The 14,171-nt window shown below is 64.1% G+C and carries 14 protein-coding genes and 1 tRNA gene; 8 read left to right on the plus strand and 7 right to left on the minus strand.

Features of this window, described 5'->3' with window-relative positions; all coding sequences use genetic code 11:
• The first annotated feature begins 1 nt into the window (after position 1).
• The 7 genes from ehuD to DSD28_RS06275 all read left to right on the plus strand — a co-directional run bounded on the left by ehuD (position 2) and on the right by DSD28_RS06275 (position 6,592).
• Positions 2-664, plus strand: a complete 663-nt coding sequence (ehuD, locus tag DSD28_RS06245) for an ectoine/hydroxyectoine ABC transporter permease subunit EhuD (RefSeq protein ID WP_119255521.1) — start codon at positions 2-4, stop codon at positions 662-664.
• Positions 664-1,446, plus strand: a complete 783-nt coding sequence (eutA, locus tag DSD28_RS06250) for an ectoine utilization protein EutA (protein WP_119255522.1) — start codon at positions 664-666, stop codon at positions 1,444-1,446. The genes ehuD and eutA overlap by 1 nt, the downstream gene beginning before the upstream one ends.
• The gene (eutB, locus tag DSD28_RS06255; RefSeq protein ID WP_119255523.1) at positions 1,443-2,444 is read left to right on the plus strand and encodes a hydroxyectoine utilization dehydratase EutB; all 1,002 of its coding nucleotides are present in this window, start codon (positions 1,443-1,445) and stop codon (positions 2,442-2,444) included. The genes eutA and eutB overlap by 4 nt, the downstream gene beginning before the upstream one ends.
• Entirely contained in the window at positions 2,441-3,433 is a 993-nt protein-coding gene (eutC, locus tag DSD28_RS06260) for an ectoine utilization protein EutC (RefSeq protein ID WP_119255524.1), read from the plus strand. Before eutB ends, eutC begins: the two co-directional genes overlap by 4 nt.
• Positions 3,434-3,467: 34 nt before the next feature.
• Positions 3,468-4,649 carry an ectoine hydrolase DoeA gene (gene doeA, locus DSD28_RS06265; RefSeq protein ID WP_119255525.1) on the plus strand — a complete coding sequence of 394 codons (1,182 nt, stop codon included), beginning with the start codon at positions 3,468-3,470 and terminating at the stop codon, positions 4,647-4,649.
• A 3-nt stretch (positions 4,650-4,652) separates the two neighbouring features.
• Entirely contained in the window at positions 4,653-5,657 is a 1,005-nt protein-coding gene (gene doeB / locus DSD28_RS06270) for a N(2)-acetyl-L-2,4-diaminobutanoate deacetylase DoeB (RefSeq protein WP_119255526.1), read from the plus strand.
• 386 nt (positions 5,658-6,043) lie between these two features.
• Positions 6,044-6,592, plus strand: a complete 549-nt coding sequence (locus DSD28_RS06275) for a phosphatase PAP2 family protein (RefSeq protein WP_119255930.1) — start codon at positions 6,044-6,046, stop codon at positions 6,590-6,592.
• Between the two features lie 530 nt (positions 6,593-7,122).
• Here DSD28_RS06275 and DSD28_RS06280 read toward each other — a convergent pair.
• A tRNA-Pro gene (locus tag DSD28_RS06280) sits at positions 7,123-7,199 on the minus strand.
• Between the two features lie 159 nt (positions 7,200-7,358).
• Here DSD28_RS06280 and DSD28_RS06285 point away from each other — a divergent pair.
• Positions 7,359-7,865 (plus strand): MgtC/SapB family protein, encoded by a 507-nt coding sequence (locus DSD28_RS06285; RefSeq protein ID WP_119255527.1) that lies wholly within the window; start codon positions 7,359-7,361, stop codon positions 7,863-7,865.
• A gap of 311 nt (positions 7,866-8,176) precedes the next feature.
• On the opposite strand, the gene cysN is transcribed toward DSD28_RS06285, so the two are convergent.
• From cysN to betA, 6 genes are all read right to left on the minus strand, one after another.
• Positions 8,177-9,664: a sulfate adenylyltransferase subunit CysN gene (gene cysN / locus DSD28_RS06290; RefSeq protein ID WP_119255528.1), complete on the minus strand. Its 1,488-nt coding sequence runs from the start codon at positions 9,662-9,664 to the stop codon at positions 8,177-8,179.
• A 1-nt stretch (position 9,665) separates the two neighbouring features.
• The gene (cysD, locus tag DSD28_RS06295) at positions 9,666-10,619 is read right to left on the minus strand and encodes a sulfate adenylyltransferase subunit CysD (RefSeq protein WP_119255529.1); all 954 of its coding nucleotides are present in this window, start codon (positions 10,617-10,619) and stop codon (positions 9,666-9,668) included.
• A 46-nt stretch (positions 10,620-10,665) separates the two neighbouring features.
• The gene (locus tag DSD28_RS06300; RefSeq protein WP_119255530.1) at positions 10,666-11,418 is read right to left on the minus strand and encodes a phosphoadenylyl-sulfate reductase; all 753 of its coding nucleotides are present in this window, start codon (positions 11,416-11,418) and stop codon (positions 10,666-10,668) included.
• Positions 11,419-11,619: 201 nt separating this feature from the next.
• Positions 11,620-11,979, minus strand: a complete 360-nt coding sequence (locus tag DSD28_RS06305; protein WP_119255531.1) for a transcriptional regulator — start codon at positions 11,977-11,979, stop codon at positions 11,620-11,622.
• Entirely contained in the window at positions 11,954-12,208 is a 255-nt protein-coding gene (locus tag DSD28_RS06310; protein WP_348627904.1) for a toxin-antitoxin system TumE family protein, read from the minus strand. Before DSD28_RS06310 ends, DSD28_RS06305 begins: the two co-directional genes overlap by 26 nt.
• A gap of 169 nt (positions 12,209-12,377) precedes the next feature.
• Positions 12,378-14,030, minus strand: a complete 1,653-nt coding sequence (betA, locus tag DSD28_RS06315) for a choline dehydrogenase (RefSeq protein ID WP_119255533.1) — start codon at positions 14,028-14,030, stop codon at positions 12,378-12,380.
• Positions 14,031-14,171: the final 141 nt, after the last annotated feature.

A 14,171-nucleotide genomic window follows, 5' to 3' on the forward strand; every position in this document is an offset into this window, starting at 1 on the left:
GATGGAGTGGGACTGGAATTTCGTCTGGCAGATCATGCCGACCCTCCTGGAGGGCCTGAAGATCACGATCCTTGCGACCGTGCTCGGGGCCGCCGTCGCCGCCGTGGTCGGCCTCGTCTTCGCCATCCTGCGCATGACCGCGCCGAAGCCGGTCGCAAGAACGACAGGCTTCATCGTGGAGTTCATCCGCGGCACGCCGCTGCTCGTACAACTCTACTTCATCTTCTATGTGCTGCCGGATATTGGCATCCGCCTGCCGGCGCTGCTGGCCGGCGTCATCGGGCTCGGCCTGCATTACGGCACCTATGCCGCGGAGGTCTACCGCGCCGGCATCGAGAACGTGCCGCGCGGCCAGTGGGAGGCGGCGAAGGCGACGAACCTCACGCAGCGCCAGACCTGGATCCATGTCATCCTGCCGCAGGCGATCCCGCCGATGATCCCCGCGCTCGCCAATTATCTCATCGCCATGTTCAAGGAGACGCCGCTGCTCTCGGCCATCACCGTGCTGGAGCTGATGAACCAGGCGAAAAGCGTCGCCAACAGCAGCTACCGCTATATCGAGCCGATGACGCTGGTCGGCGTGTTCTTCCTGATCATGAGCCTCATCTCCGTCGTCTTCCTGCGCTGGCTGGAAGAACGTTACGCCCGGCTGGAGGAACGCTGATGCGGACGCCCGACCTCACCCTCGCCTCGCGCGCACCAGGGCTCGACGACCGGCCGCTGGCCAAGCGCGTCGGCCTGATCATCCTTGCGACCGACCACACGACGGAAGTGGATTTCCAGCGCATGGTGGCAAGCGAGCGGATCTGCGTCTATGCGACGCGCATCCCCTATGCCAATCCGGTGACGCCGGAAAACCTGCGTGCCATGCAGCCCTCGCTGACGGCGGGCGCCGCGCTCATCCTGCCGGACGAGCCGCTGGATGTCGTCATGTATTCCTGCACCTCCGCCTCCGTCGTCATCGGCGATGCAGAGGTGGAGGCCGCCGTGCGGGCCGCAAAACCCCGGGCGGCCGTCGTCACGCCCACGGCCGCGGCGGTTGCCGGCCTCAGGGCGCTCGATGCGAGGCGCATTTCCGTGCTGACGCCCTATACGCTGGAAACCAGCAGGCCGATGGCCGATTATTTCCTGGGGCTCGGCTTCGACATCGCCCGTTTCACCTGCCTCGGCCTGACCGACGACCGCGAGATGGCGCGCATTTCCCCGGCCGAGATCGTCGCCTTCGCCAGGGAGGCGATGGCGCCGGACAGCGATGCGCTGTTCATTTCCTGCACGGCTGTGCGGGCGGCAGGCGTCGCGGCCGAGATCGAAACGGTCATCGGCAAGCCGGTCGTCACCAGCAACCTGGCGACGGCCTGGGCATGCCTGCGCCTCTGCGGCGACCAGGCGCCGCGGCCGGAGCTCGGCCGGCTGATGACGCTCGCCTATTCGGGACGCGGAGCATGACGGCCCTTCCCGTGACCCTGGCGGATATCGAACAGGCGGCCCGGCGCATCGAAGGCCGGATCCGGCGCACGCCGTTTGCGCTCTCCGCTTCGCTCTCCGAGCGTTTCGGCGTGCCCGTCGGCCTCAAGCTCGAACATCACCAGACGACCGGCAGCTTCAAGCTGCGCGGCGCGACGAACGCGGTGCTGTCGCTCTCGCCGGAAGAGCGGGCGCGGGGCGTCGTCGCCGCCTCGACGGGCAATCACGGCCGCGCGCTCGCCCATGCCGCCAAGGCGGAAGGGTCGGTCGCGACGATCTGCATGTCGCGGCTCGTGCCCGACAATAAGGTCGCGGAAATCCGCCGGCTCGGCGCGAATGTCCGCATCGTCGGCCGCTCGCAGGACGAGGCGCAGTTGGAGGTCGACCGGCTGGTCGCCGAGGACGGCCTCGTCATGGTGCCGCCCTTCGACGATGCGGCCGTGGTGGCGGGGCAGGGCACGCTCGGGCTGGAAATCGTCGAGGCCATGCCAGACGTGGCGACGGTGCTGGTGCCGCTTTCGGGCGGCGGACTGGCGGCAGGCGTCGCCGCGGCGGTGAAGGGGCGTTCACCCGGGACCCGCGTCATCGGCCTCACCATGGAGCGGGGCGCCGCGATGAAGGCGAGTCTCGATGCGGGGCGGCCGGTACAGGTCGAGGAAGTCGCGAGCCTTGCGGATTCTCTGGGCGGCGGCATCGGGCTCGACAACGCCGTGACGTTCGCGATGTGCCGCGCATTGCTGGACGACGTGATCCTCCTCTCCGAAACCGAGATCGCCGCCGGCATGCGGCATGCCTATGGGGAGGAGCGCGAGGTGATCGAAGGGGCCGGCGCCGTCGGCATCGCGGCGCTGCTGGCCGGCCGGCTCGGTCGGCTGGAGGGGCCGGTGGCGGTCGTTCTCTCCGGCCGCAACGTGGATATGGGCCAGCATCTGCGGGTCCTCAATGGAGAGGCTGGACTGTTGCGGGAGGACGCGGCGTGACGACGATGAAGATACTCACCGAGGCGGAGTTGCGGCGCATCGTTCCGCTCGATCTCGAAGCCATCGCCTGCGTGGAGGACGCCTTCCATGCGCTTGCCACCAAGGCCGTTGCCATGCCGCCGATCCTGCGGCTCGACATGCCCGAGCAGAACGGCGAGGTGGATGTGAAGACGGCCTATGTGCCCGGCCTCGACGGTTTCGCGATCAAGATCAGCCCCGGCTTCTTCGACAATCCGAAGATCGGCCTGCCGAGCACCAACGGGCTGATGGTGCTGTTCTCCACCAAGACCGGCCTCGTGCAGGCCGTGCTGCTCGACAACGGTTACCTGACGGATGTGCGCACCGCCGCGGCTGGCGCCGTCGCGGCCCGCCATCTCTCGCGCCCGGACGCCTCGGTCGCCGCCATTTTCGGCGCCGGCATGCAGGCGAAATTGCAGCTCGAAGCCTTGAGCCTCGTCCGGCCGATCCGCGAGGCGCGCATCTGGGCGCGCGATGCGGCGAAGGCCGAAACGGCGGCGCTGGAGCTGACGGCGAAACTCGGCTTTCCAGTCCGCGCCGTGGCGGATGGCCGGGCCGCGGTCGACGGGGCGGATATCGTCGTCACCACCACGCCCTCGGAAAGGCCCGTCCTCATGGCCGAATGGCTCCAGCCCGGCCAGCATGTCACCGCCATGGGCTCGGATGCCGAGCACAAGAACGAGATCGAGCCGGCCGTCATCACCGGCGCCGGCCTCTATGTCGCCGACAGCCTCAGGCAGACGCGCCGGCTCGGCGAGCTGCACCACGCCATCGAAGCGGGCCTCGTGACGGAGGGCGCGCTTTTCCCCGAACTCGGCGAGATCATCGCCGGGCGCAAGCGGGGCCGCAGCGGCCCCGACGAGATCACCGTGGCGGACCTGACCGGCACGGGCATTCAGGACACGGCCATCGCAACCCTTGCCGCAGCCCGTGCGGCAGGGGCGGGCGCCGGCACGGTCTTCGAGAGTTGAGACCGGCTTTTCGCCGGGTATAGAGGAAAAACCGATGAAACAAGCGAACCTGAAGTTCACGCTTCCGGAGTATGAAGCGCGTCTGCAAAAAACCCGCAAGGCCATGGAAGCCAAGGGCATCGACGTGCTGATCTGCAGCGATCCGTCGAACATGAACTGGCTGACGGGCTATGACGGCTGGTCCTTCTACGTGCACCAGTGCGTCGTCGTGCCGCCGACGGGCGAGCCGATCTGGTACGGCCGCGGGCAGGACGCCAACGGCGCGAAGCTCACCGCCTATCTGAAGCACGAGAACATCATCGGCTATCCGGACCATTACGTGCAGTCCACCGAGCGCCACCCGATGGACTATCTGTCGGCGAAACTCGCCGAGCGCGGTCTCGACAAGCTGACCATCGGCGTGGAGATGGACAATTACTGGTTCTCGGCGGCGGCCTTCGCCTCGCTGCAGAAGCACCTGCCGAATGCCCGCTTCGTCGATGCCACCGCGCTCGTCAACTGGCAGCGCGCCGTCAAGAGCGAGACGGAAATCCGCTACATGCGCAATGCCGCGCGGATCGTCGAGAAGATGCATGAGCGCATCTTCGACAAGATCGAGGTCGGCATGCGCAAATGCGATCTCGTGGCAGAAATCTACGATGCCGGCACGCGCGGCGTCGATGGCATCGGCGGCGACTATCCGGCCATCGTGCCGCTCTTGCCCTCCGGTGTCGAGGCTTCCGCGCCGCATCTCACCTGGGACGACCGGCCGATGCAGTCGGGCGAGGGTACCTTCTTCGAGATCGCCGGCTGCTATCACCGCTACCATGTGCCGCTGTCGCGCACCGTCTTTCTCGGCAAGCCGACGCAGGCTTTCCTTGATGCGGAAAAGGCGACGCTGGAAGGCATGGAGGCGGGCCTTGCAGTGGCGAAGCCGGGCAATACTTGCGAGGACATCGCCAATGCCTTCTTCGCGGTGCTCAAGAAATACGGAATCGTGAAGGACAATCGCACGGGCTACGGCATCGGCGTTTCCTATCCGCCGGACTGGGGCGAGCGCACGATGAGCCTGCGCCCCGGCGACCGCAGCGAGCTGAAGCCGGGCATGACGTTCCACTTCATGACGGGGCTCTGGCTCGAAGACATGGGCTTCGAGACGACGGAAAGCATCCTGATCACCGAAACCGGCGTCGAGTGCCTGGCCAATGTGCCGCGCAAGCTTCTCGTGAAGGATTGAGCCATGCGCGCATCTCCCATCAGCCCCACGGTCGATTTTTCGGCCGGGGGCGTGCAGCACGGTTTCCTGCGCCTGCCCTACAGCCGGGACGATTCCGCCTGGGGTTCGGTAATGATCCCGATAACGGTGGTGAAGAACGGGGAGGGCCCGACCGCCCTTCTGACCGGCGGCAACCATGGCGACGAATATGAGGGGCCGATCGCGCTTTTCGATCTCGCCCGGTCCTTGAAGGCGGAGGAAGTCACCGGCAGGATTATCATCGTGCCCGCGATGAATTACCCGGCCTTCCTGGCCGGCACGCGCACCTCGCCGATCGACAGGGGCAACATGAACCGCAGCTTTCCGGGCGCGCCCGACGGTACGGTGACCCAGAAGATCGCCGACTATTTCCAGCGCGTTCTGCTGCCGCTCGCCGATATCGTGCTGGACTTCCATTCGGGTGGCAAAACTTTGGATTTCCTGCCCTTCTGCGCCGCTCATATCTTGCCGGACAAGGCGCAGGAGGCAAAAGCCTTCGAGCTCGTCAGCGCCTTCGGCGCGCCCTGGTCGATGAAGATGCTGGAGATCGACGCGGTCGGCATGTACGATACGGCGGCGGAGGAAATGGGGAAGATCTTCATCACCACCGAGCTCGGCGGCGGCGGCACGGCGACCGCGAAAAGTGCCGGCATCGCCAAACGGGGCATCCGGAACGTGCTGAAGGCGGCGGGCATCCTGAAGGGGACGGCGGACGCCTCCGAGACCACCTGGCTCGACATGCCCGACGGCAACTGCTTCTCCTTCGCGGAGGACGGCGGCCTTATCGAACCGCTCTTCGACCTAGGCGAAGCGGTAAAAAACGGCGACGTCGTCGCCCGGATCTATCCCGTCGGCCGCACCGGCGTGCAGCCGCTGGAAGTCAGGGCGAAAATGGACGGCATCCTCGCCGCCCGCCATTTCCCCGGCCTCGTCAAATCCGGCGACTGCGTCAGCGTGCTTGCCGGTGTAATCAGCGGGATTACCGAATAGCCATTGTCACGACGATATATAACAGACCGTGATGGCCAAGGGCCGCTTCAGCCCTTCTGCCTTGCCGCAGCGAAGCAATGGGCTTGACGGGTTGCACGCGGGGCATCGATTGTCATCGACCATTGGTTTGGTGCCTTGGCAATCCGCTTGCAAAAGCTGCCGCCCGGTTTAGCCGTGCCTGTTTCCCACCAAAGGAAGGGCATCTTCATGCGGCCATCTGCGCAACTGGGGGACGATACGCCGTAGGTCCAGGTCCGCACCTCCGACTACGGAATAGATTTCCATCGGAAAGCCTGAGGGGGCGCCCCTTCAGTTCTACTTCTTCAGGCCGGTGTCAGGAACGACAGCGATTGCGTGTCGCCGGGATGATCGCAGAGGACCTGTCCATGTATGAGATCGATGCCACCCTGACGGGCTGGATCAATGCGTTGGCCGGCGACGCTTTTCCCGACTGGATCATGGTCTGCGTCTCTGCCTATGGTGTTCCGCTGCTCGTCCTTGTGGTTGCCGCCAACTGGTGGAGCGGCCCGGACCGGCTCAAGACACGCCACGCCCTCGTCGCCACCGGCCTCGCCTTCCTGCTCGGCCTCGGCATCAACCAGATCATCCTCCTGTTCATTGATCGCATCCGTCCCTATGATGCCTGCATCACCCATCTGCTGATCGCGCCAAGCGGCGATCCCTCCTTTCCCTCCGACCATGCAACGGCGGCCTTCGCCATCGCCGCCGGCCTTCTGCTGCACAGCATGCCGAGACGCGGTCTCGCCTTTCTCGCAGCCGCCCTTCTCATTTCCATTTCGCGCGTCTATGTCGGAACGCGTTATGTGAGCGATGTCATGGGCGGGGCGTTGACGGGTGTGCTGGCAGCTTTTCTCATCAAAAGCCTTTACAAGCCGCAGGCGGCCTTGGACCGCTTCATTACCGGCGTCCTCTGAGAAGAACCCTTCGTGCTGCAATGGGAAGACAGCCTGTCCGGGCTCGAAGAGCGCTAGCGTGCAAAAGAATGGCACCCGCCGACACCCTGGACTCTTGCGGGCGGGCTGAACTGGCTGAGCGCACCAGCCGATCCCTTCCTTGTCCCGGCTGGTCGAGGGGCCTTTCCCGCGCTCGTTCTGAGCGTCTGGCGGGCGGATGTTGATATCGCGGAGGACGCACGAAGCCGCGCTGGCTCGTCTCGGTGGTGAGGAGTACGCCGAAAGATCGCTTTCGGCCTTGACTATGTTGCGGCGGGTGATGTGTCCAATCCCGCGTGGGAACTCTTGAAGGAAGATCTCGCAGGACGTTGGAGAAACACGTCGTCTCACCGCCATCGGAAGTTCGAAAACCCGGAATGTCTGTAATTCTGGCCGAAGGGACCGACTAAGGAGTAATGACACTTCCTCACGCAAGTCCGACTTATCAGTTTCACGAGAAGCTTTGTCGGCCCCCGGGATGGCCGTGAATCCTTGCTCGGAAGGATTTCAACTGGTCGGAGTGGAGTGATTCGAACACTCGACCCCCACGTCCCGAACGTGGTGCGCTACCAGACTGCGCTACACTCCGTGACCAGTGGCGCTCCTATAGAACAGGCTTTCGGTTTCGACAAGCGCAAAATATCAAAAAAATCCGCGATGTTGGGGAAAGTCCCGGAACGCCGAGGAAAACTTTTTGAAACGCCCGAAATGTCGGGAACCGGAGGCGGGGTGTGACGTTTGCCGAGCCATGGAACAGATCGTTGCAGACCTTTTTCCGAACACGCAAGTGCCCTATCCGGTCATCCTTGCCCGGATGGTGGGGGCGATTCTTTTCGGTGCGGTCATCGGTGCGGAGCGGGAATACCGTGATCATGCGGCGGGTCTTCGCACCCATATCCTCGTTGCGCTCGCGGCCTGCGTCTTTGCTCTTCTGGCGCTGGAAAGCGTGCATATGGCGAGCTTTTCCGATGAACAGGTCCGTATCGATCCGCTCCGGGTCGTCGAGGCCGTCACGGCGGGTGTCGCCTTCCTTGCCGCCGGCATGATCGTCTTCTCGCGCGGCGAGGTGAGAGGGCTGACGACCGGAGCGGGTATGTGGCTTGCCGGTGCCGTCGGCGTTTCCGTCGGTCTCGGCTATTGGTTCATCGGGTTCTTCGCGACGCTTGCCTGCTTCATCGTACTGTTCATCCTTGGAAAATTCGAGACACGCCTCGGTGTGGGAAGCTCGAAGGAAGAGGAGGATAAGCAGAGCTGAGTGATGCCTTCCGTTTCTCTGTCGCGATGTGCCGATGGAACAATATGATGGACGCGACGTTATCGGCTCGACACAATGATGGAAAGGAAAATACCGATGGCTCGGGCATTGATTCTCTGGTTGATGGGCGTTCCGCTCTTCATTGTTCTCCTGCTTTGGTATTTCTTCTTCTGATCTGTCGAAGATGAAGTGGAATACCCTGCAATGGGCACTCTTTGCTTCCGGCAAAGGGTGCCTTTCCTTTGGCGGTAGTTCAAACGAAAAGCGGCGCCGCAAGGGCGCCGCTTTCCAATAAGCTTCAGGAAAAAAGACTATTCGTCCAGATCGGCAAGCACTTCCGCGGCGCGTCCCGCGCTGGTGTGGCGCACGTCGACGTCGTGGCGGCGATCCGCGAAAAGCTCGGTCGCCATGATCTTCTCCGCAAGGTCGGCGGGCAGCGAGAGCAGCACGCGCTGGTCGTCCTTGTGGATGCCGCCGAGTTCCGAGCGGCGGCCCGTGATCATGCCACCGGCCACCGTGTTGTTGGTGTCGGGGTCGATCAGGATGAAGGCGCCGGTCGTGCGGTTCTGCTCGTAGGTATCGAAGATCGCCTGTTCGTCGAAGGTGAGGTGCACCTTGCCGATGGCATTCATGCCCAGATTGTCCGCCGCGTTCCATTTGGAAGACTTCAGGTCGAGCTGGCTCACCGGCTCGACGGTGACGCGCTGGCGGCGCGAGCCGCTCTTCAGCCAGTAGCGCTTGCCCGGCTCGATGCCGTCGGGCTGCAGGGCGACGAGCTGTGCGTCGAAGCCGCGGCCGGTCATCGGCTGGCTGTCGATGGCGACGATCATGTCGCCGCGCGAAACGTCCACCTGACGGTCGAGCACGAGCGTGATGGCGTCGCCCGCCACGGCCGCGTTACGCACTAGGTCGAAGGTGACGATCTTGGTGACGTTCGCGACCATGCCCGAGGGCAGGACGACGACCGAATCGCCCGGCTTCACCGAGCCGCCGGCCACCGTGCCCTGATAGCCGCGGAAACTTTCGCCCGGGCGCGAGACGCGCTGCACCGGCAGGCGGAAGCCGACCGTCTGGTTGGAGCGGGTGGTGGCCTTTTCCAGCGTCTCGACCAGCGTCGGACCGTCATACCAGGGCATGGAGGCGCGGCCGTCATAGACGACGTTCTCGCCCTTCAGCGCCGAGATCGGGATGGCCGTGATCTGCTTGACGCCGAGCGTGAGCGCGAATTCCTTGAAGTCGTGCACGATCTCGATGAAGCGGGCGCGGTCGTAGTTCGTCAGGTCGATCTTGTTGACCGCGAGAACGAACTGGCGGATGCCCATCAGCGAGGCGATGGTCGCGTGGCGGCGCGTCTGTTCGAGGATACCGGCGCGGGCATCGACCAGCAGCACGGCAAGGTCCGCCGTGGAGGCGCCGGTCGCCATGTTGCGGGTATACTGCTCGTGGCCGGGCGTATCGGCGACGATGAAGGAGCGGCGGTCCGTCGAGAAATAGCGATAGGCGACGTCGATGGTGATGCCCTGTTCGCGCTCGGCCTGCAGGCCGTCGAGCAGCAGCGCGAAATCGGGCAGGCCGAGGTCGTTCTGCTTGCCGCTGTCGCGATGGAGCGTGGCGGCCTGGTCTTCCTTGACGGCTTTGGTGTCCCAGAGCAGGCGGCCGATCAGCGTCGACTTGCCGTCGTCGACCGAGCCGCAGGTGATGAGGCGAAGCGGGCGGGAATCGCGGATCGCGCGGGCCTGACCATGGGCCGGTTCCTCAAGGGGGAGGATTTCGGCGGTTGCGGTGGCGGAAACGGTCATCTCAGAAATACCCTTCGCGTTTCTTCTTTTCCATGGAGCCGGACTGGTCGCGGTCGATCGCGCGGCCCTGGCGTTCGGAGACGGTGGCCGTCTCCAGCTCGGCGATGATGTCGTCGAGCGTTTCGGCATTGGAGCGGATGGCGCCGGTCAGCGGGAAGCAGCCGAGCGTGCGGAAGCGGATGACGCCTTCCTGCTTCACCTCGCCGGGAAGCAGTTCCAGGCGCGGATCCTCGGCCATGATCATCATGCCGTCGCGCTCCACATAGGGGCGCTTCTTCGCGAAATAGAGCGGCACGATCGGGATATCCTCGGCCTGGATGTAGCGCCAGATATCGACCTCGGTCCAGTTGGAGAGCGGGAAGGCGCGCACGCTCTCGCCCTGGCGGATCATGCCGTTATAGACGTTCCACAGTTCCGGGCGCTGGTTGCGCGGGTCCCAGCGATGATCCGGCGTGCGGAAGGAGTAGATGCGCTCCTTGGCGCGCGAGGCCTCCTCGTCGCGGCGAGCGCCGCCGAAGGCCGCGTCGTACTTGCCGGCGTCGAGCGCCTGGCGCAGCGATTCCGTCTTCATGATGTCGGTGTAGAGCGCCGAGCCGTGGGAGAACGGCGTGACATTCTCCGCCGCGCCGCGCGGGTTGACGTGCTCGATAAGGTCGAGATCGTATTCCTTGACGATATTGTCGCGGAATTCGATCATCTCGGCGAATTTCCAGCCCGTGTTGACATGCAGCAGCGGGAAGGGGACGCGGCCGGGATAGAAGGCTTTTCGCGCGAGATGCAGCAGGACGGATGAGTCCTTGCCGATCGAATAGAGCATGACGGGACGCTCGAATTCGGCGGCGACTTCGCGGAAGATGTGGATCGCTTCGTTTTCCAGCGCCTTCAGGTGCGGATCGAGCGGCGGCTTCGGCGTGGCGTTCGGCTTTGCTTCCGCCTCGTTACGGATATCGGACATTAAACTCTTCACTCCGGATAGGGATGCCTTGGGAGGGCTGTTCGGGTCAGGCCGCGCTGGGGGCCGGGATGGTGGAGGCGGCGGCCTCGGTGACGTGCAGGCCGCATTCGCGCTTCTCGTCGTTCTCCCACCACCAGCGGCCGGCGCGCTCGGGCTCGCCCGGTTTGATGGCGCGTGTACACGGCTCGCAGCCGATGGACGGGTAGCCGCGACCGTGCATCGGGTTCACCGGCACGGCATTGTCGGCCACATAGGCCTTGATGCGCTCGATGTCCCAGTCGGCCAGCGGGTTGATCTTGATGAGGTTGCGCTCGGCGTCATGCTCGGCGAAGGGCGTGTCCGCCCGGTTGCCGGACTGGCCGCGGCGAAGGCCGGTGATCCAGAAGGATGCCCCTTCGAGCGCGCGCGCAAGCGGCTTCAGCTTGCGCACGCTGCAACAGGCATGCCGCGCCTCGACGCTCTCGTAAAAGCCGTTGAGGCCGTACTGCGCCGCATAGGCGTCGATATCGTCCTGCACGGGCACGTAGCGGACGATGGTGATGCCGTACTGTCCCTCGGTCTCGTCGATGAGATCGACGGTCTCCTTGAACAGCCGGCCCGTCTCCAGCGTTACGACATCGATGGCAAGCCGGTCGGTACCGATGGCCGCGGTGATCACCTGGTCCTCGATGCCGAGGCTGGTGGTGAAGACGGCACGCCCGCCAAGTTCGGCCACGAGCGCGAGGCGCCCGGCAAGGTCGAGACCGGCGAGTTTGTCGTTCAGGGCTTCCGCGATCCCGTTTCCGGTAAGAGCAGTCATTCCGTTTCCAAGCCTTTGCGAGAATTTGCCGGATTATCGCAGGCTTGGGGGAGGGCAGACAGCAAAACGGATTTCCAAAGCGTGAGGACGAAGAGCAAATATCTCTCCATCTCAGCCCCAAGGCAGAAATCCTGCCGCCAGGGAACGCTTTGATATTATTCTATAAATTTAGTAGACAATAGGGTGGTTGTAGATAGGCGCTCAGGCGGCCGCCTCCATGTCGAACTCGAAGTGAATCCGGTCGTAGGGGAAGGAGAAGCCGTTTTCGGTCTTGTCGATCACACCGCTCTTCGCCAGCATGTCGAGATCCCCGTGGACGTTCTTGATGTCGCGGTTCACCAGCTTCGCCACTTCGCGCACGGTGAGCGAACCCCGGCCGGCCATCGCCATGACGATCTCCGTCCGCTTGGGCGCCAGCGTCCGGTGCATTGCTTCCCACGAGTCGAACGACAGGACGGATCGAGCCTCGACGACTTCGCCAGCCTCTGCCCGCTTCGCGGCATCGACCGCGGAGGCGATCACGTCCTTCATGCTTTCAATCTTCACGGTCAGCGTTTCCATCGATCCATCCTTTCATGTCCGCATCAAAGTCCAGCAGCAGTTTCTCGATAGACTGAAAGACATACGGGTGCTCTTCGGCCCCGATATGCTTGTGGTCCCCTTTGCCGGCTTCGTTGTCGTAGCGCATCACGCAGATGCCATCGGCCACGAAAGCCAGACGATACTTGAAGAGGTGAGGGCTGCCGCGCAGTGGCTCGGGCACCCGCCATATCACGAGGTCGGCGAACATGGCCTCGCCGATATGTCGCCGTGTCTTGAGGATCAGCCTCGCCTGCATGTTGGTGTTTATACCATCAAGCGCTCTTGTTGGCAATTACACCAACGGATGGTGGAGGAACGTCGAGGTGGGGCAGCACCGGGATCACCGAAATGATCCCGATGTCTTGATGGCAATGGGACTACCGATCACTCACCGCCGCCCGCGGGTTCACCCACGGCTCCTGGTTGGAGCGGGCCAGCGGCTGCTTGCCGAGGATGTGGTCGGCTGCCTTCTCCCCCGTCATGATCGACGGCGCGTTGAGGTTGCCGTAGGTCACATGCGGGAAGATGGACGAGTCCGCCACGCGCAGGCCGTCGACGCCGATCACGCGGGTCTGCGGGTCGACCACCGCCATCGGATCGTCCGCCGCGCCCATGCGGCAGGTGCCGCAGGGATGGTAGGCGCTTTCCAGATGCTCGCGCAGGAAGGCGTCGATCTCCTCGTCCGTCTGCACCTTGTCGCCCGGCTGGATTTCCGGGCCGCGGAACTCGTCGAAAGCCTTCTGGCCAAAAATCTCGCGGGTGAGGCGTACGCAATGGCGGAACTTGATCCAGTCCTCCTCGTGGCTCATGTAGTTGAAACGGATCACCGGATCGGCCATCGGATCAGCCGAGCGCAGGGTCACGTTGCCGCGCGATTTCGACAGGTTGTAGCCGACATGCGCCTGGAAGCCGTGGCTCTTGGCCGCCGCCTTGCCGTCATAGGAAATGGCGACGGGCAGGAAGTGGTACTGGATATCCGGCTGCTTCAGCCCCGGCGCCGAGCGCAGGAACGCGCAGGCCTCGAACTGGTTGGAGGCCCCGAGGCCGCCCTTGGAGAGCAGCCACTGCGCGCCCGCCACGCCCTGCCAGAACCACGGCAGCCAGGAATAGAGCGAGACCGGCTTGGTGGAAACCTGCTGGAAATAGAATTCCATATGGTCCTGAAGGTTTGCGCCGACGCCCGGCCGGTCCACCTTCACCTCGATGCCCATGTCCTTCAGATGCTGCGCCGGGCCGATGCCCGAGAGCATCAGGAGCTTCGGCGAATTGAAGGACGAGGCCGAGACGACGACTTCCCTGTTTGCCTTCACCACTTCGATCCTGCCGTTGCGCTCGATCTCGACGCCGACGGCCCTGCCATTTTCGATGACGATTTTCCGGGCGAAGCAGCGCACGAGGGAAACGTTCTGCCGCTTCATCGCCGGGCGCAGATAGGCGTTCGCCGCCGACCAGCGTCGGCCGTTGTAGATCGTCTGCTCCATCAGGCCGAAGCCTTCTTGCTTGGAGCCGTTGTAGTCTTCCGTCGTCTCGAAGCCGGCATCCCGGCCGGCCTGGATGAAGGCGTGGAAGAGCGGGTTCGTCACAGGCCCGCGCCGGACATGCAGCGGCCCATTCGTGCCGCGCCAGCCCGCCTCGCCGCCGAGCGAGGTCTCCAGCCGCTTGTAATAGGGCAACACGTCCGCATAGGCCCAGCCCTGCGCGCCGAGCTCTTCCCAGCGGTTGAAGTCTTCCGCATGGCCGCGCACATAGACGAGACCATTGATCGACGACGAACCGCCGAGCACCTTTCCGCGCGGCGCGGTAATGCGCCGGTTGTTGAGATGCGGTTCCGGCTCGGAGAGGTAGCCCCAGTTATAGCGCTTCATGCTCATCGGCCAGGCGAGCGCGGCCGGCATCTGGATGAACGGCCCGATATCCGAGCCGCCATATTCCAGCACCATGACCGTATGCTTGCCGTCCTCCGAAAGCCGGTAGGCGAGCGCCGAGCCGGCCGAGCCGGAGCCGATGATGATGTAGTCTGCATTCTGCATGACCGCTTCTTTCCTGCGTGGGTTAAGCCCCTCATCCGCCTGCCGGCACCTTCTCCCCGCAAGCCGGGGATAAGGAAGATGTGGCGAGCGCTCATTCCGATCCGCATCGCCTCGATGTGGCGGAAAACTTAGCGTCCTGCC

The sequence above is a fragment of the Shinella zoogloeoides genome (genome assembly GCF_003574625.1).
GTDB classification, from domain to species: Bacteria; Pseudomonadota; Alphaproteobacteria; order Rhizobiales; family Rhizobiaceae; genus Shinella; species Shinella zoogloeoides_A.